Raw genomic sequence first — 18,797 nt, forward strand, 5'->3', positions numbered from 1 at the left:
TCGGCCTCAAATCAATCTTATTATCCTAAAATACGACAATTGGAAATCGGTCTGAAGCACGGCCTGGTTTTTGGGGAAGTTCGCGCCAAGCCTGTTTCGCACCGTGACTGGCGAACATCGAAGGGGTGGCCTGAAGGCCATGGTGTTTTCCAGTGGGGATGAGTGCGACGTCGACATGAAGCATGCCGACGTTGTAGAGCACTGTGTCACGCGACATCGCATTCGTTATTCGTGGTCGGCAACGTAGTTCCACACGGAGGGGTATTCGATGCAACGTAATCCAATGGCGCGCTCGGTGCGCCTGGCACTGGCAGCGATGGGCATCGCCAGTTTGGCCGGTTATAACGTACAAATACACGCGCAAACCAGCGCACCGGCAGCAGCATCCACCGCCGCACCATCGGGTGTAGGCAGCAGCGGTGATGGTACCGATGCAAGCAGGACCGACAACAAGAAAAAAGCCACCAGTCTCACCGCGATCACGGTCACCGGTCAGCTCGCCGCCATCCAGCGCGCCGAGTCGATCAAACAGAACGCCGTGAACGTCGTCGACTCGATTTCCGCGGAAGAGAACGGAAAATTCCCCGATCCCAACGTCGCCGACGCCTTGCAGCGCGTACCCGGCGTATCGGTGAATCGGAGCGGCGGCGAATCCAGCCAGATCGCCATCCGTGGTTTTGGCCCCGACTTCGTCGCCGTGACGGTCAACGGCCGCCAGATGGCCACAGCCTCCCAGAGCTCCAATACCTCCACACGCGCGTTCGATTTCAACGTGCTTCCCGCCGATATCATCAGCCTCGCTCAAGTCAACAAGACTTCATCGGCCGATATCTCGGAAGTCGATATCGGCGGTGTCGTGGACATTCAAACCGCGCGTCCGCTGGACTTCAGCGGCTTCCATGCGACCGGTTCCGCCGCCGGGGTCAACAGCAACCTGACCGGCAGCTGGGCCGGCAAGACCACGCCCAAGGTATCGGGCCTGGCAGGCTGGACCAATGCGGACCACACGTTCGGCGTTCTGGCCTCCGTGCAGTATTACAAGCGTGATGACACGCAGATCAACACACAGGCCAACTCCTGGTACGCCAACCAGAATATTTCCAAGCTTTCCGGACTTGCCAACCCCAACTACACCAACGTCGCCATCCCCGAAACACTGGCCAACAACGTGCTCAACGAGGAGCGCACCCGCAAGAGCTTCACCGGCGCCATCGACTGGCGCCCGATCGACCAGCTGACCGTCAAGTTCGACACCTTGTACGCGGGCTACCAGATCAAGCCGTTCGAACACGAATTCGGCGAATATGGCAACGCCGGCGACTTCCAGTCGCTGACCACGGACGCCAACAACACCGTGCTCAATTACGTGCGAAAAAATACCGGCACTATGGCGAACGACTACGTCGTGGCCTACAACCCAAGCGATGAAAAGATGGTGCAGAACGGCTTGAACCTGGCGTTCAACGTCGACCCATCGAGCACTATCAGCCTGGACGTATCCAACTCCAAGGCCTGGAACAAGCAAAGTCCCTACGGTTATTTCGCGGTGATCGGCGCGCGCAATATCGGCGTCAATCCGACCTGGACCAACAACGGCAGCAGCGAGCCGCCGAGCTACACCAACATCATCTCCACCACCAACCTGAACGATCTGTACGCGCATTGCTGCAACGAGGGCGGCCAATCGAACAACATTACCGCTGGCGTCACCCAGTACCAGCTGAATTTCGCCAAGAATTTTGAAAGCGGCATCCTGTCCAACCTCGAATTCGGTGTGCAGGAAAACCGCGATTACAACAAGTCGGTGAATGTGGCCACGCCCAACGGCATTCTTTGCAACGCGTACTGCGGTTATGCCGTGTCCGTACCCGCCAGTGCCGTCGGTGCATATGTATATACGCCCCCAGCACCGATCAGCGGCGTTTCCCAGCCGGGGCTGCCCGCGCAATGGATCCAATACAACGTGCCCCAGTTCATGAACTGGCTGACCACGCCTGCGGCCTACAATCAATTGACGGCTGACAAGCGAGCCGCCCTGCTCGCGGCGTTGGCCCAATACGGCAGCTTCGGACCCAAGGTCAATCCCGGCAGCTTCAATGAAGTGCGGGAAGTGCAGAAGGCCGTATTCGCCAAAGCGGTGTTCGAAGGCACGATGTGGGAAAAACCCTGGGCGCTGGATATCGGCGCGCGCTATTTGCACGTAGATTCCCAATCCCAGGCGATTTTCCAGCAGCCGATCAGCTACCGCGTGGATCCCAATGACAGCAGTGCTAGCCAGGTGGCGTACGGACCGCTGCAACCGCAGTCGGCCACGGGTGGCTACCACAAGTGGCTGCCGGCGATGAATTTCAAGCTCAACCTGCTCGACAATCTGGTCTATCGCTTTTCAGCCTCCAAAACGCTTACGCCGCCCCAGTTGAGTAATCTGTACTACAACCAGAGCTTCGGTACGCGCCCGGAATCGTTGACGATCAGCCAGGGCAATCCCAATCTTCAGCCTTATACCTCGACCAACTTCGACACCGGCATGGAGTGGTACATCGACGACGCCAGCTACTTGGCTCTGGAAACCTTTTACAAGCACGTCAGCAACTTCAGCACGATCGTCAGCACACCGGTGTCGTTCCTCGGCCAGACCTGGTCGCTGAGCGAACCGATCAATTTGAATTCGGCGAAGATCTACGGCGAAGAACTGACCTTCAACTATCAGTTCACGCATGTGCTGCCAGCACCGTTCGACGGCCTTGGCACTGCCTTCAATTACACCCACGTACAAAGCAGCGCCAACCTGAGTCCGGGCACCATCAGCACGTCCGGCAAGTTCGCGGTACCCGGCATCGGCGATTCGGCCAACCTTAGCGGGTACTACGAGAAGGGCCCCTGGCAAGTACGCCTGGCTTACAATTGGCGCGGAAAGTATCTGGAGAGCATTTCATACGGATCAGGTGCGCAGCCTGCCACGCGAACTTCCTACGGCGAATTGGACCTGAGCGCCAGCTACAAGATCAACAATCACGTTTCGTTGTTCGTGTCTGGCACCAATCTAACGCAGTCGCATCTTTACGACTACTCCGCCTATCCCAATCGCTTCCTCTACGCGGAAGCAGATGGCACGGTATATACCGTGGGTGTGCGCGGTACGTTCTAAGGCAAGTATATGGGCGGAGCAACGCAAGGGATTTCGATGAATGTATTGAAGAGCATATCGATAGGTGTCGGGCTTGGCCTTTTGCTGTCCGGCCAGGCATACGCCGCGCCCGTCGAAGCGGTGCACGGCCTGACCATCGAACAGGGCCAGTTCGTGCTCAACGGCAAGCCCTTGCGCATCATCGCCGGGGACATGCACTACACGCGGGTTCCCCGCGAGTATTGGCGCTCACGCCTGAAGATGGCGAAGGCGATGGGCCTGAACACCATTACCACCTACGTGTTCTGGAATGCGCACGAGACGACGCCTGGACACTACGACTTCAGTGGCCAGAACGACGTAGCGGAGTTCATTCGCGAAGCTCAGCAGGAAGGCCTGTATGTGATCTTGCGACCCGGCCCCTACGTGTGTTCGGAATGGGACCTGGGCGGCCTGCCCGCCTGGCTGCTGAAAGACCGTGACGCACACATCCGCACTACCGACCCGAAGTTCATGCAGCCAGCGCAACGCTGGCTGCATCGGCTCGGCCAGGAACTGGCACCGCTGCAGTACACGCGCGGCGGTAACATCATCGCCGTGCAAGTCGAGAACGAATACGGCAGCTTCGGCAAGGACAACGATCCGTATCTGCAGCAGATCCGCAAGGACATCGTCGAAAGCGGCTTTGATGCCTCGCTGCTGTACACCTCCGATAGTGCACCCCAATACGGGTCGCTGCCCGATTTGCCCAAGGTGATCAACTTCGGTGTCGGGCATGCACCAGAAAAACTGGCGAAGCTACACACCTGGCAACCAGGCGGCCCGTACATGGTCGGCGAATACTGGGTGGGCTGGTTCGATCACTGGGGTGGTCCGCACTACGTGATCGACGCCACCAAGGTGGCGAAAGAGTTGTCCGGCATGTTGAAACAGGGCTATTCCGTAAGCCTGTACATGTTCCATGGTGGCACTTCGTTCGGCTGGATGAGCGGCGCCAACTGGGACGACAACAGCTACCAGCCCGATGTGACCAGTTATGACTACGACAGCCCGCTGGACGAAAGCGGCAGGCCCACACCGAAGTATTACGCACTGCGAAAAGTGATCGCCGAGGCCACCGGAAGCACGCCGCTGGCGTTGCCGGCAACGCCCGCAACGCAAGCCATCAACAACATCAGGCTGGACGAATCGCGGTCGCTGTGGGATGCGTTGCCGACACCAACGGCATCGCATGAGCTCAAGACCATGGAGGAACTGGGCGAGTCCTATGGCGACATCCTGTATCGCAAGCGCATCGACGCCGATGAATCCGGCACCTTGCGCATCGACGGCCTGCACGACTATGCGCTGGTCTATGTCAACGACAAGCGCATAGGCACGCTCGATCGCCGCCTGAAACAGGATTCGCTCAGCGTCAAACTCGCCAAAGGCGACACCCTCGATCTACTGGTGCAGAACGACGGCCGTATCAACTTCGGCGAGAAGATGGTCAACGAACGCAAGGGCATCGTTGGCGCGGTGACGTTGCAAGGACAGCAGCTGCGCGATTGGCAGATCTATGCCCTGCCCTTTACCGAAAACGAGGCTACGGCCTACGCGCATGGACCTTGCCGGCATGCGCCTTGCGTGTATCGTGCGACATTCAATGCGCTGGTGTCTGGAAGCGCCAACGCCGACACCTTCCTGGACACCAAAGGCCTCGGCAAAGGCGTAGTGTGGCTTAATGGGCATCCATTGGGTCGTTACTGGAGCATCGGGCCGCAGCGCACACTGTACATTCCAGGTGCATGGCTTAAGCCCAGTGACAATCAACTGGTGGTGCTGGACTTGCTGACCGAAGGCCAGCCCTCGCTGCATACGTTGAAGCAGCCCATACTCGGTACGCCCAAGCAAGCAAAATAAACCATGCGCGTTCGACCCCGTTTCCATTAGTGGTGGAGAAAAATCGATGATGGCTTCCCCTGCATCCCTGCGGCATACCGCCGCTTCGCTCGTTCTCGCTGTAGCAACCGTGGCCGGCGCCACGCCAGCTTCTGCCCCGCAGGCATCGCCGCCACAGATGGGCTTCAACAATTGGAACTCGACCCACTGCCGCGACGAATTCAATGAAACGATGATCCGCGGCATCGCCGACAAGTTCATCAGTCTGGGACTGCGCGATGCCGGCTACCGCTACGTCAACATCGACGACTGCTGGGCCAACTGGCAGCGCGACCAGAACGGTAAGCTCGAACCCAATCCCAAGCGCTTCCCCAGCGGCATCAAGGCGCTGGCCGACTACATTCACCAGCACGGCCTGAAGTTCGGCCTGTATTCCAGTGCCGGCACTTCCACCTGCGAGCCGCTGCAGGAAAACCGCGGCTTTCCCGGCGGCCTAGGTCATGAAAAACAAGACGCCGCGACCATCGCTTCATGGGGTGTGGATTACCTCAAATACGACAACTGCAACAACCAGAAGGTCGATGCCCTCAAGCGCTACACGGCGATGGCCGAAGCGCTGCGTGCAACCAACCGTCCGATCTTCTTTAGCGTGTGCGAATGGGGCGAAAACAAACCTTGGACTTGGGCCGGCAAGCCACCGGTCGACGCCGGCTCATGGCGCACCACTGGCGATATCAGCGACAGCTACGCTTCGATGCTGAAGAACTTCAAGCAGAACGTGGTGCTTGATCAGTACGCCACGCCCGGCCACTACAATGACCCGGACATGCTCGAAGTGGGCAACGGCGGCATGACCGACGTCGAATACCGCAGCCATTTCAGCCTGTGGTCGATCATGGCCGCGCCCTTGCTGATCGGCACCGACCTGCGCACGATCAAGCCCGATGCGCTCAAGATCCTGCTCAACAAGGATGTGATCGCGGTGGATCAGGATCCACTGGGCGTGCAAGGCAAACAGGTGCGCGATGCCGATGGCATCCATGTGATCGTCAAGCCACTCAAGGACGGTAGCAGCGCGGTGGCGGTGTTCAACGAAAGCGATACGCCGCGCGATGTCACGGTTTCCGCCTCCGAAATTGGGCTGAAGTCCGCGAGCAGCTACAGCTTGCGTGACCTGTGGGCACATACCCAAACCAAGGGCGACGGCTCGCTGAAGCTCCATTTGCAAGCCCATGAGACGGCCATGTATCGCATCAACCGTCGCTGATGACGCAAGGACACATCAGGTGTGCCTGCTCGTAAGCAGCCCCTCTCTTCTGTGAGCAGGGGCTAGCTCCTCACCCCGCCGCCGCTTTGATTCATGGCGCGAAAATATCGACGCGGAACGGATCGAATGTGTTCTCGCGCAACTCGATTTGCCCTACGCATCTCCAAGCCTCAGCTATATCTTACGACTTGCAACAGATGCAACATATTGAAATAAGTTTTAGCTGCCGCCGCTGAAACTTCCGGGCGAAGGTAGGCGCTAAACTGCGCACGCCGAAGCAACCACTGCGAGATAAAGCCCGTTCGGCCTTTGGGTCTCAAGCGTTCGATTGTGCTGCCCATTTTCCCAAGTGGAGAGAAATCGATGATCGCCTACCGTGCCTACTCGCGGCGGATCGCCGCGAGTCTCGTGTTCGCCCTGACAATCGCCTTCCATGCCAGCTCAAGCGTTGGCGCACAGGCTTCGCTACCGCAGATGGGCTTCAACAACTGGAACGTTACACAGTGTGGCGATGCGTTCAATGAAGGAATGATTCGCGGCATCGCCGACAAGTTCGTCAGTCTTGGGCTGCGCGATGCCGGTTATACCTATGTCAATATCGATGATTGCTGGGCCAATGGGCAACGCGACAAGAACGGCCAGCTGCAACCCAATCCCAGGCGCTTCCCCAGCGGCATCAAGGCACTGGCCGACTACATTCATCAGCGCGGCCTGAAGTTTGGCCTGTACTCCAGCGCCGGCACCTCCACCTGCGAGACGAGGGAAAACGGTGGCTTTCCCGGCAGCCTCGATCACGAAAGGCACGACGCTGCGACGTTCGCAGCGTGGGGCGTGGACTACCTCAAATACGACAACTGCAACCACATGGATATAGACGCCCAGCAGCGCTACGCGGCCATGGCCCTGGCCCTTCGCGCCAGTGGCCGCTCGATTTTCTACAGCATATGCGAAAGGGGCGAGAACGAGCCTTGGGCCTGGGCCGGCAAGCGACCGGTCGATGCTGGATCATGGCGCACCAGCAATGACCTCAGCGATGTCTACGCCTCGATGCTGGAAAATTTCAAGCAGAACGTAGGATTGGATCGCTATGCCAGACCAGGCCATTACAACGATCCGGACGTGCTGGAAGTAGGCAACGGCGGCATGACCGACACCGAATACCGCAGCCATTTCAGCCTGTGGTCGATCATGGCCGCACCGCTGCTGATCGGTGCCGACTTGCGCACGATCAAGCCGGAGGCACTCAAGATCCTGCTCAACAAGGAAGTGATTGCGGTGGATCAGGACCCGCTGGGCATACAAGGCAAACAGGTACGCGATATCGATGGCATCCACGTGATTGTGAAACCACTCAAGGATGGCAGCCGCGCGGTGGCGGTGTTCAACGAAAACGACACGTCGCGCGAGGTAGCCATTTCCACCACCGTGATCGGCCTGGCATCGGATGCTCCATACACCCTGCGCGACCTTTGGGCGCATTCGCAAGTCAAGGGCGAGCGCATGTTGAAAGTTCAGTTACAGCCGCATGCGATAGCCATGTATCGCATCCGTCAGGATTGATACCAGTCATTCGCGCCGGCCTTTGCCGATCAGGTAACGCCTAATGGCGCAACGTCCGCTTTCGTCTTTGGCTCATCGACCCATGGCTCGGAATCGGGCATCCCTTGAACCCAGTCGGGCAGCGCGATGATGAAACTATAGAAATCCGGCTTGACCCGGCTGGTCGAGACGATCCTGGTTTGCTCGCCCAGCAATACACGAAACAAGGGGGTAAGTACGAACTTGAGGAACGATGGCAAAGGAAGAGGGTATCGCCTGACAATGGCAAAATTTTCGTATCCAACCTCTTTCAAGAATGACAAGACGGGCGACTCGCCATTTATGAAGTCGTCGATGTGCTGCTCGAACAGAATGATCGGCCGATGTTCCTGAATGATTTTTTTTGCACCGGACAATGCCTTGTATTCGTGCCCCTCGACATCGATCTTCAATAACTTGACGTTCTCGAATTCGCAAAAGTCATCAAGCTTCACCAGCTTTATGTCCACTGACCTGGAATCTCTCGACTCGCTTATGGTGGATCGGCCAAAATTCACCGCGGGTCCGGACAGGATGGCAGTTCCGTCCTGATCGGACAGGCCGACGTTGTGGCAGATAACATTACTGGCAAGCTCCGCATTCAGGGATAGCACCTTGAATATGCGCGGATGCGGTTCGAAGCTGACAACGCGCTTGAAGTGATCGGAAAAATAAAGACTGTGATTGCCGATGTTGGCGCCTATATCAAGGGCGGTGGCGTCCTTGAAATTGATCCCCATGGACTGTGCCCACTCGAAAAACGTATCCAAATCGTCCTTTTCGTATACGCCATTCAGGTTTATGTTATGCGCAATAAAATCAAATGAGAACACGACAAGCTGCTTTCGTTGTTCAGCAATGTGCCTGCTCGATTGCCGCCGCAACAATTGAATGACAAGCCAACGATAGCCTTCCTTCAAGAAAGCCAGTCGACTGTGCTTTTTCCTGAACATGAGCGTTGCCGTATTTGCTTTAATCACAATCGATTCCCTGCGAAAACCCCAATCGGGTTAGCGAGTCGAAAGGTGAACCGCTTTTTTACTTCGTAAGCAGAAATCGAGGACCGATGCCGCGTCCCCTTGAATATCCCTCACTCCCTTGAGGTAACGCCCAAGTCCTGCCATCAACTAGTCGACCATAAGATTTGATCGGTGAAGAAAAGGAAAACCCCGAAAGCTAGGGAGCCTAGGAAAAAAACGTGCCAGTGATCATGGCCCCTCTCGCATCGACGCCCGTGCCCGTTCATTGCATTTTGAAAAGAAAAGGCCCCCGACCAGACAGGGGCTTTTCTTGGACATCTACCGCTACGACCGCGGGTATTTTCAGAACGGTTCTTACTACCCGAGACCCCCAAACATAGCGTAAGAGCCTATGAATATTGGATTTCTTTCTTCAGACCGGATAGATAGTCCGTCCTTTCGTCACGTTTGGTGCCACACGGCCGTCGAACCGCAAGACTTTGAATTCGGTTCCGGAAGGGCTGGAATGCGGCAACGCAACGATGATGCAAATACACGAGTCCAGGTTCCGGCACGATTGGCCCCAATGGCAGAGGGCAGCAGGTGGATATGGCAGCGCGAGCTAACGGCAAATTTGAATTGAAGCGCCGCACGAACGTCGAAATGTAACCACTTCGGGAACTTCGGGTTCTAGCGGAGAGCACCGCAACAACCGTAATTGTTGTTTAAGGTGAACCACGGAGTGTCCTTTTAGATGACTACCAAACGGGCCCTTGCCGCGTAGCCTACTCATCAGAACACAAGAAAAAACGTCCCGGCGAATTGGAATCTTGTGTCGAGAAAATCGCCGGCAATGAGGGGCCGTTAAAAGTAGGAGTCAAACATGTGTTTGTGCCACGAATCACGCCACCCAGATCACGACTTGGTTCCGTCGCGCTACGCGACGCGTATCGGCGAAATCGACGTACTAGTGATCAGCGATGGCGCGTTACCGATACCTGCCGATATCTTGGGCACCAACGTCGATTCTGCCGTCCGGGACGCCGCACTGCGCGAGAGATTTCTACCGGACGTGATCGATTGGGGGCTGAACGTGGTCGTGGTTCACAGTGGCGGTCGAACGATCCTCATCGACGCTGGGGTGGGGTTGGAGATGCCGGACGCCACGCGGGCGGGGCGGTTGGCCCTGCGGCTGAAGGGTGCCGGCATCGATCCCGCGTCCGTGACTGACGTAGTGGCAACTCACATCCACATGGATCACATTGGCGGGCTGCTCGACCAGCGACTGAGGAGTCAGATGCGTCCGGACCTGCGGGTTCATGTGTCGCATACGGATATCGAGTTCTTTAAGTCACCCGATTTCTCTCACAACACGTTTGGTGGAATTCAGGACATCATCCGGTCGAGCGCCCGGAAGTTCCTGGATGCGTACAAGGCCGAGCTGCGGCCATTTGATAAGCAGCACGAGGTTGCACCCGGGGTCGTCGTTACTCTCACCGGCGGCCACACCCCAGGGCACAGCGTGGTCCGCGTGTCGTCCGGCGGCGAGCGGCTGACCTTCGCCGGCGACGCAGTCGTCCCAGTGGGGGTCGACTGTCCCGAATGGCAAAATGCGTTCGATCACGAACCTGAAGAAGCGACTCGCGTCCGGATGCGCCTCCTGCGGGAGGCGGCCTCGACCGGTGAATTGTTCCTGGCCAGCCACTTGTCGTTCCCATCGCTCGGCCGCGTCGCGGCCGCTGGCAAAGCGTTTAGATATGTACCTGCCAACTGGGCGTACTGAACGCGTGCTGTTGAAGAACCACTTGGCAGAGGGCCCAGAGTCCAGGTGCTTTCGCTGACAACATCAGAACACCGTTGGTGATCGTAATGTTCTTCAACAGCGTCAGGTGCTGCGCCCGTACTTTCAAGGAGTGGCGCGGCACTGGCCATCGAGCCCCAAAAGTCAACGCAGTCGCCCGGCGGCCGCCGACAGGTAAGCAGTAAAATCGTCACAAGCTGGCTGCCTGTTTGGCTCGCCATGGCATGGAGCGAACGGCCAAATCATCTTGGTCGGAGCGGTGCCGCCCATCATGGTGAAGAACGCCGACAACCCTGGTGCAACTCCCATCGAAATATTCGATGACCTCAGGCAGCTACTCGCGGCCAATCGTGCCCAGTTCTTTATCAGCGTCCCCGCAGGGCCGTTCTATGGATTCAATCGGAGCGGAGCCCAAGAATTCAGCAGGAATCACAAACAGCTGGTGGCGGCAGGCCATGATGGGCAGCGCGAAGGCTCACCCTAATTGCATCAAGGCCTTCTCAGAGACCGACTCCTCCGAGGATCTAAAGAAGATCATGCGGCCGACGTTGGTGTTGCGTGGTGACGATGACCCGGCGGTTCGATACAAAGTCAAAGTTCAGCTCTCCCATACGCGCTAACGACATGGTGAACCAATATTTAATGACACGCATCTGATGCAAGATGGACCACCGTATTGAATCAACCATAAACAATGCATCCTGGAGATCGATACCTGTTTGTTTTTCGAGCAACCACGCCATACACAACAACAAAGTTTCAAGCGGTTTCTTTAGCCCGTTTGCGCTCATCGGTACGCCGACGACAATGATCGACATAGCAAAAGACGTGGCGGACTTTTCAATTGAGCCTACACCATTACGCATTCCTCTCAGCTCTCGCCGTGAATCGGCTTCTGACGTAATCATACGTAATGGCCTCACAAAGAGCGCAGTAGCGCGGAATGCGCCATACGCATTCAACACGTAATTGGGCGCGTTAAGTAGAACAGTAAGCGCAATGAAGCCAAGTAAGTAGCTGGTTGGCATCAATCATCATGTTGTACATAGAACAACAATCCAGACTGGGTGCTTTCATCACCATGGAATGCTTGAATCCATGGCGATTGCGATCAAGAAGTCATTCGCACATCGACTGTTTGTGCCCGCATCGATTAGATGCGATATCCCTGGGCAGCCTATCTTGTCTCATGTAGTTCGTACCTATCCTGCAGAAGTCGAGCAGCCTCACCAGCTCCCCTCCCTGAGAAAATCAAACACAGGCACACGGCGTCGAGCGCACAGTCCCTTCAAGTCATCTGAAGCAGGGCGGACCATGTGCCGAATTACGTATCCACCCCTCCAAGACCCATTCGATTGATGCCACACAAGCAACACCGTGAGTCCTTTGCCATGTCTACAAGTGCATTCGGTGCGTGATCACAATGGACCCACACCGAGAAGGCGCCATGACCCGTATGGAAAAAATCATTTTCGCGTGTGTCGGTTACGTGGCACTTGCCTTGGCGATGACCCTTGCTCTTGCGGGCTGCACAATATCGAACGACGTCCGCCCACCAACGCTTGCATCAACCGCAGCGGCCGAACGGTCGCGCGACGCCACCGTGGCGACCTCCCCCACGTTGACTGACAAAGCGCCACCCTCCGAATGGTGGCAACTTTTTGGCGATGCCACGCTGACGACCCTGGAAAATGAGGCATTGGCATCCAATCTGGACTTGCAAGCAGCGACGGCACACGTTGACGAGAGCCGTGCTCAACTTGGGTTGGCCAACGCATCACGGCGGCCACAGCTTGCTGCAGAGGCTGACTACACGCGGTCTGGAATCAGCCAGCATTCTGCCTTGGCCGAACTCGGTGCGCCCTCAAGTGCATTCAATACGTGGGACTTGGGTCTAGAAGTGAGTTGGGAAGTGGACCTGTGGGGTTACCTTCGTCACCTGAGTGAATCGGCGAACGCCCGTCTACAAGCCAGCGAATTCGATAGGGCGTCGGCCAAAGTCTCAGTTGCTGGCGACGTGGCGCGTACCTACCTGTTGCTGCGTGGTACGCAAGCACAAATCAACATCACCGAGCAGAATCGTCAGGTTGCCGAACACCTGCGCCAGTTGGCCGAAAGTCGCCTGCAGAACGGCGTAGCGACCCGCTTCGACGTAGCATCGGCTCGCGCCGATGTGGCCAGTATCGATGCCCGCCTATCACAACTCCATGAGCGGCGCGACGCTTTGATAAACGCGCTAACGCTACTTTTAGGCAAGCCGCCGCGGGACTTGGAAGCAAGTCTTGGCAGTGCGGCCATGCCATCCATGCCGAAACAACTACCCATCGGAGTGCCTTCTGAACTGGCCCGCAATCGTCCAGATATCCTTCAAGCCGAAGCTCGCTTACGCGCTGCGGTTGCCGACGTCGGCGCGGCCAAGGCGGATTTCTATCCTCGAATCAGCTTGACGGGAAATCTCGGGGTTCAAGCGTTAGACCTGGGCGATCTGGGGAGCTGGAACTCGCGGCAGTTTTCCTTCGGTCCGACGCTTTATCTTCCGATCTTTCAAGGTGGGCGGCTCGAGCGCAATCTCGAACTAAGTGAGGCCCAGCAACATCTGGCAGGCGTCGCCTACCTGAAGACAGTCCTGAACGCATGGCACGAGGTTGACGATGCGCTCGACGCCTATACGACTGAAGTCAAGCGACACGATCAACTTCAAGAAGCTCTGGCGCAAAACCAAACCGCACTCGACGTCGCGCTGCGTGCATATCAGCAAGGAACCGCCGACTTCACCACCGTCTTGGTATCAAGGCGATCATTACTGGCCAGTCAGGCAGAGCTGACTGATTGCACAACTGCGTCCGCGTTATCGGTCGTTTCACTCTATCGAGCACTGGGCGGCGGCTGGTCGCCTGAGTTTCTGACCGCGTCGACGGCTAGTGGGAGTCGCAAATGACAGCCCCTGCGTCCGCCCAAATGGCGGAACAAAGGAATCATCCATCGATAGAAGCTCCTGAGTCGGTGTTTGGCGTTCGTCTGGCCATCGGCCTGCTCGGGGTGCTGCTAGCAGCCATGGTGTCTGGACTAAACAATCGTGTCCCCGGCTTGGTCTTGGCTGATTTGCAGGGTGCCCTAGGCGTTGGCTACGACGATGGATCCTGGCTAAGCACCGCCTATGCCGCAGGCGAACTGGTTGCTATGCCTTTTGCGTCCTGGTTCGCAGTCACCTTTTCGCTGCGGCGCTTCCACCTCACCATACTGTCGGCAGCATTAGCGCTGGCAGCGCTTATCCCATTTGTGCACGAGCTACATTTGCTACTGGCCCTGCGTGCCCTCCAAGGCCTCTTTTCAGGCGCGCTGATTCCGTTGCTGATGATGTGTGCGTTGCGCTTCCTGCCAATGTCCCTCCGATTGCATGGCCTGGCACTGTACGCGTTGACCTCGACGTTCTCGCCTAATATCGCGCTATACCTCGCGACACTAACGGTAGATCGGTTAGCCGACTGGCGTTGGGCCTACTGGCACGTGATTCCCATTGGCATAGTGGCAATGGCACTGGTTGCTTGGGGCCTTCCGAAGGCGCCCACGGCTCTACCGCGCTTGAAGAGTGCCGATTGGGCAGGTATGGCGCTCGGCGTTCCTGGTTTGACGTTACTCGTCGTGGGTTTGGACCAAGGGGTTCGCCTAGACTGGTTCCATTCGCCGATAGTCACCGCGTCACTTCTGACCGGAACGATCCTCACTGCGTTGTTCATGGCGTGCGAATGGAGGCACCCTGCACCATTCATCAAGCTGCAGATGCTCCAGCGCCGCAATTTGGGAGTAGGCTTCAGCGTGTTCGTCTTGCTACTGATTATCGGTGGCACTGCAGTCACGCTGCCTGCCAACGTACTTGGACAGCTGCAGGGCTTTCGTCTTGAGCAAAGTATGGACATTGGCCTGATCGTCGGGCTACCCCAGCTGGTGTTGGGATCGTGTGTGGCAATGCTGCTTTATCAGCGCTGGATCGATGCCCGCCATATCTTTGCAGCGGGACTCGCCTGCCTTGCGACCGCATGTTGGCTGGGAAGCTTTATTACAAGCGATTGGATGGTGGCTCAGTTCATCGACCCGGAAGCCCTGTACACGCTAGGGCTGCCTATGACGATTATTCCCCTGCTGTTCCTGGCAACAAGCGTCGTGCAACAGCCGGAGGGCCCATATGTTTCCGGCATCGTCAATCTCTTTCGCGCACTAAGTGCCACACTTGGCAGCGCCGTGATCGGTCAACTTTCGGTAGTACGTAACCGCTTTCACACCGAAATGCTACTCGACCAGGCAGGCCATTTGGCCGCCCGACTGCCTTCTGACGATGCCCGCTGGGCATCAATGCCGTCGATCGTCGCACAGCAAGCCGGCGTGCTGGCCACCGCCGATGTCTATCGCGCTTTAGGACTCCTGGCTCTGTTGTTGATTCCAGTTGTATTGAATCTCCAGTACATCCCAGCACCCACGACGATCACCCGTCCGACCATTTCGCCTTCGACCACACCACCGGCAAGCGCAGCCTCCTGACCCTCTTCTTCTCGGTACGAGACACTCCATGGCAACGAACACTCGCTTTCGCATCATGGTCGGCGCTATTGCCGCCTTTGCTCTGGTCGGCGCATTTATAATTTTGAATCACTCCGAATCTAGTGGGTCCGAACAGAGAACCGATGACGCATACGTGCAGGCCGACTTTACCGTCATCGCTCCCCAAGTAGCCGGTGTTATTACCCGCCTGGCAGTGCAGGAGAACCAGGAGGTCCGGGCCGGCGCCCCCCTCGTAAACATCGATGAACGTGATCTACGCATCGCTGCCGACAGCGCAAAGGCGACCGCTGACGGCCTGCAGGGTCAGCTAGAGCAACAGCAGAGCATGATTGCGGAAGCTCGTGCGATGGTCGCGGCGTCTGGTGCCAACTTAAAGCTCGCCGAGGCCAATCGGAATCGCTTCACGAACCTCGCTCGTGATGGCTCCGGCACGGTTCAAGCCCGCCAACAAGCGGAAGCAGCATGGGAAATCCAGCGGGCCACGCTTGAGCGCGACCGTGCGGCACTTCGAGCGGCAGTGCAGCAAGTGGCCATTCTCCAGGCCAACCTGGACAGGGCCAAGGCCGCCAAGGCGGATGCTGATCTGAAGTTGTCCTATGCAACGATCGTTGCGCCGATTAGCGGCTTTGTGGCGCAGCGCAAAGCCCGAGTCGGGGCATACACGCATGTGGGCGAACCGCTGCTAACCCTGGTACCGCTCGATGCTGTTTACGTTGAAGCGAATTTTCGCGAAACACAGCTTGCCCGCTTGCGCGTCGGCCAGCTGGCGGACATCACCGTCGATGCCTTGCCAGGCACGCACCTCAAAGGCTCGGTCGAAAGCTTGGGTCCTGCCAGCGGCGTCAGCTTCTCTGCCGTACCAGCCCATAACGCCACCGGGAACTTCACCAAGATTGTGCAACGCCTACCCGTTCGCATCCGTCTCGATCCGGGCCAGGATGACATCCGACGGCTACGCGTAGGCATGTCGGTCCGCCCCAGTATCAGAGTCGACCCTAGCTGACACCCCGTCACGCCGAGCCACATGGACCCCAACTTGAATTGAAGTGCTTATTGGCTTCGCCCTGCCGTCACAGAAGCAGCCACTGAAACGTCTATCCGGTTAGAGCCACCAAAGCGTCAGTATTGTGGCGGAGTCGGAAGCATCTCCCGGCGCGAATGCTTGTCTTTATCGACTTGATAGCTTCAGCAACTTGCACCTTGAATCTTGAATACGTGAGCGGACTAGCCCCGACTTTGTCCGCACCATTGATCGCAGCGAGTACAACAAACATGACGAGGGCTACTTTGCGGGTTTTTCTTTACGTGACAGCTCGTTCAGGGCGCGACGATTGGTGCATTGCAGGCAACACCGTGAGCCCATTGGCGGCTCTACCAGTAATTGGCCACCATGCCTAGCATCAACAAAGCAGACACTTTCGGCGTCAACGAAAGGGCAGGTTTCCGCATGCAACTGGAAAACAGCGACTGGCTTGTTGAAACATCCTCGATTGACGACTCGTATCTGTTGGTTGTCCTGCATGGGACAACTCATCTGGATATCGCCTTCTATGGCTTCTTTCACCTGATGAGGTTCACCCGCCGTATGACAGAAAATGCTGGTGTTCGAACGGCTGTCTTTGCCCATGAAAGCATTCTCGCCTGAGGCCAACCATGGCTAGCCAGAACCGCCCCCCCATCACCCTGCTCGACAAACACCACGGGCCGGATTTCCTCCCACTATACACGGCGACCGTACACGCCACGGGCGGCGAATCAAAACATGGACGCGCCTCCGGTGTTGTTCGCTCCGACGACGGAGTCCTGGACCTGCAACTCCGGATGCCGGAACAGTTGGGTGGTGAAGGCGGCGGCACTAATCCGGAGCAGTTGTTCGCAGCCGGCTACGCTGCGTGCTTTCACGGTGCCCTCAGCCTGCTCGCTGAGCGAGGGCGCATCGATATCCCGGACGCGGAGGTGGTCGCCTCGATCACATTCGGCAGGGACCCGATGGACGGCCTGTTTGCACTCATGGCGGAAATCCGCATTCGCTTGCCTGGGGTCGATCGGGCGATTGCTGAAGAGCTGGTGCGCAATACGGAGCGCATTTGTCCTTACACGAAGATGGCCAAGTCCGGGATTAGTTGCGTCATTTTCCTCGAATGATGATTGCATCAAATGCACTGGTATTTTGGATCGACTTTTGACGTGTAGAGCCTCATAGCTTTCATTCCCCTACTGAAGTCCCGGTGGATAGGATCGCCCCGAAAGGAGCTGGACATCAAACCATCGGCGACGAAGTAGCAAAACCGCCATAGGCAACATGAACTGGAGTCAAAAATGAGCGTAGTAACGAACATCTCGCACCCCACGAAAGCGGCGTCCGATGAATTGGTTCCATCGCGTTATTCGCTGCGAGTGGGCGATATTGAAGTGCTCGTGATCAGCGATGGTGTGTTTTCGCTGTCGGCTTCGACGCTGGCCACTAATGTGGAACCGGCCGACCTGTCGGCTTGGCTAACTGCCAGACTTGAGTCAGTGGACGAGTACAAGTGGCCACTGAACGTAGTCGTGGTACGTAGCGGTGACCGGACCGTGCTCATCGACTCTGGCGTGGGGGAGGAGTTCCCTGACGCTCCACGCGTCGGCAAATTGATCGCGCGACTGGACGCCGCCGGAATCGATCCTGCATCCATAACTGATGTGGTGATCACGCACCTGCACGTTGACCATGTTGGCGGCCTGCTTTCAGAAGGGTTGAGGAGCCGGTTGCGTCCCAACGTACCGATTCACTTGGCGGCCGCTGAAGTCGCGTTCTGGACGTCACCCGACTTTTCCCAGAACACATTTGGCGGGTTCCCTGATGTGCTGGAATCAGCCGAAAGTCGATTTGTCGATATGTATCGCGGCCAGCTGCGCCCCTTTGAGACTGAGTTCGAAGTGGCGCCAGGCGTGGTCGCCTGTTGCGTCGGCGGCCACACTCGCGGACACAGCGTGGTCCACATTGCGTCCGGCGGCGACCGGCTGACATTCCTCGGTGATTCGGTGTTCGAGAATCACTTCGATCATCCCGACTGGCACAACGCATTCGACCACGACCCCGAAGAGGCGGTCCGCGTGCGTCTCGCGCTTCTGCGAAAGCTGGCAGCCAGCGGTGAGTCGGTGCTGGCCGCTCACCTGCCATTCCCATCTGTCGGACGTGTCGCAGTCAACGGCGACGTCTTCCGCTGGATACCGACCCCCTGGGACTACTGAGGTCTGGTCATGCCGATGAAACTTCGGCTCGGGTGAACGCATGAGCTTTTCGCGGATCGCCATGCGCAAAGAAATGGGCCGCCCAAACGGGGCGGCCTTTTTTCATTAGTGGCTGCGCGCAGGCCTGAACATGTTGATTCTCTAAGGCACACTGGTGGTCGATTGATGTCTTACAGGCAGAACACTTCATTCCGTTCGGTGCTTGCCGCCGACTGCTTTCGCCACACTGTATGCGTGTCTGGCGGAGCGTAGGCTGGGATGGCAATCCCAGCACCGGGATGCCGTATGGAAAGCTGGGATTATCATCCCAGCCTACGCTCCGCCACTTGTCCGTCTTTCTACGGCTTGATCGAATTCAAGGGTGTTTTTTTTCACCAGCAATAGTCTCTGCTG

Annotated in this window: 14 protein-coding genes; 12 read left to right on the forward strand and 2 right to left on the reverse strand. The window is 57.3% G+C overall.

Going from position 1 to position 18,797, the window contains the following annotated elements:
- Positions 1 to 268: 268 nt before the first annotated feature.
- The 4 genes from QQJ96_RS22245 (at position 269) to QQJ96_RS22260 (ending at position 7,835) form a co-directional block, all read left to right on the forward strand.
- Entirely contained in the window at positions 269 to 3,148 is a 2,880-nt protein-coding gene (locus tag QQJ96_RS22245) for a TonB-dependent receptor (protein WP_284334236.1), read from the forward strand.
- A gap of 36 nt (positions 3,149 to 3,184) precedes the next feature.
- Positions 3,185 to 5,029 (forward strand): glycoside hydrolase family 35 protein, encoded by a 1,845-nt coding sequence (locus QQJ96_RS22250; RefSeq protein ID WP_284334237.1) that lies wholly within the window; start codon positions 3,185 to 3,187, stop codon positions 5,027 to 5,029.
- 46 nt (positions 5,030 to 5,075) lie between these two features.
- Entirely contained in the window at positions 5,076 to 6,275 is a 1,200-nt protein-coding gene (locus QQJ96_RS22255) for a glycoside hydrolase family 27 protein (protein WP_284334238.1), read from the forward strand.
- Positions 6,276 to 6,638: 363 nt separating this feature from the next.
- Entirely contained in the window at positions 6,639 to 7,835 is a 1,197-nt protein-coding gene (locus tag QQJ96_RS22260) for a glycoside hydrolase family 27 protein (RefSeq protein ID WP_284334239.1), read from the forward strand.
- A gap of 29 nt (positions 7,836 to 7,864) precedes the next feature.
- Here the strand turns inward: QQJ96_RS22260 and QQJ96_RS22265 are convergent, their stop codons facing one another.
- Complete coding sequence (locus tag QQJ96_RS22265; protein ID WP_284334240.1) at positions 7,865 to 8,833, reverse strand: FkbM family methyltransferase; 969 nt, start codon at positions 8,831 to 8,833, stop codon at positions 7,865 to 7,867.
- Between the two features lie 862 nt (positions 8,834 to 9,695).
- On the opposite strand from QQJ96_RS22265, the gene QQJ96_RS22270 reads away from it, so the two are divergent.
- Complete coding sequence (locus QQJ96_RS22270) at positions 9,696 to 10,595, forward strand: MBL fold metallo-hydrolase (RefSeq protein ID WP_284334241.1); 900 nt, start codon at positions 9,696 to 9,698, stop codon at positions 10,593 to 10,595.
- A gap of 289 nt (positions 10,596 to 10,884) precedes the next feature.
- Positions 10,885 to 11,097 (forward strand): hypothetical protein, encoded by a 213-nt coding sequence (locus QQJ96_RS22275; protein ID WP_284334242.1) that lies wholly within the window; start codon positions 10,885 to 10,887, stop codon positions 11,095 to 11,097.
- A 40-nt stretch (positions 11,098 to 11,137) separates the two neighbouring features.
- On the opposite strand, the gene QQJ96_RS22280 is transcribed toward QQJ96_RS22275, so the two are convergent.
- Complete coding sequence (locus QQJ96_RS22280; RefSeq protein WP_284334243.1) at positions 11,138 to 11,641, reverse strand: hypothetical protein; 504 nt, start codon at positions 11,639 to 11,641, stop codon at positions 11,138 to 11,140.
- Between the two features lie 419 nt (positions 11,642 to 12,060).
- Between QQJ96_RS22280 and QQJ96_RS22285 the strand changes: the two genes are divergently transcribed.
- From QQJ96_RS22285 to QQJ96_RS22310, 6 genes are all read left to right on the forward strand, one after another.
- Positions 12,061 to 13,551 carry an efflux transporter outer membrane subunit gene (locus QQJ96_RS22285; RefSeq protein WP_284334244.1) on the forward strand — a complete coding sequence of 497 codons (1,491 nt, stop codon included), beginning with the start codon at positions 12,061 to 12,063 and terminating at the stop codon, positions 13,549 to 13,551.
- Positions 13,548 to 15,149 carry an MFS transporter gene (locus QQJ96_RS22290; RefSeq protein WP_284334245.1) on the forward strand — a complete coding sequence of 534 codons (1,602 nt, stop codon included), beginning with the start codon at positions 13,548 to 13,550 and terminating at the stop codon, positions 15,147 to 15,149. Before QQJ96_RS22285 ends, QQJ96_RS22290 begins: the two co-directional genes overlap by 4 nt.
- 28 nt (positions 15,150 to 15,177) lie before the next feature.
- Positions 15,178 to 16,173 (forward strand): HlyD family secretion protein, encoded by a 996-nt coding sequence (locus QQJ96_RS22295; protein ID WP_284334246.1) that lies wholly within the window; start codon positions 15,178 to 15,180, stop codon positions 16,171 to 16,173.
- A 387-nt stretch (positions 16,174 to 16,560) separates the two neighbouring features.
- Positions 16,561 to 16,815 carry a hypothetical protein gene (locus QQJ96_RS22300; RefSeq protein ID WP_284334247.1) on the forward strand — a complete coding sequence of 85 codons (255 nt, stop codon included), beginning with the start codon at positions 16,561 to 16,563 and terminating at the stop codon, positions 16,813 to 16,815.
- An 8-nt stretch (positions 16,816 to 16,823) separates the two neighbouring features.
- Complete coding sequence (locus QQJ96_RS22305; RefSeq protein ID WP_284334248.1) at positions 16,824 to 17,315, forward strand: Ohr family peroxiredoxin; 492 nt, start codon at positions 16,824 to 16,826, stop codon at positions 17,313 to 17,315.
- Positions 17,316 to 17,489: 174 nt separating this feature from the next.
- Complete coding sequence (locus QQJ96_RS22310) at positions 17,490 to 18,404, forward strand: MBL fold metallo-hydrolase (protein WP_284334249.1); 915 nt, start codon at positions 17,490 to 17,492, stop codon at positions 18,402 to 18,404.
- Positions 18,405 to 18,797 lie beyond the last annotated feature (393 nt).

This window comes from Dyella flagellata (genome assembly GCF_030160275.1).
GTDB lineage: Bacteria > Pseudomonadota > Gammaproteobacteria > Xanthomonadales > Rhodanobacteraceae > Dyella_B > Dyella_B flagellata.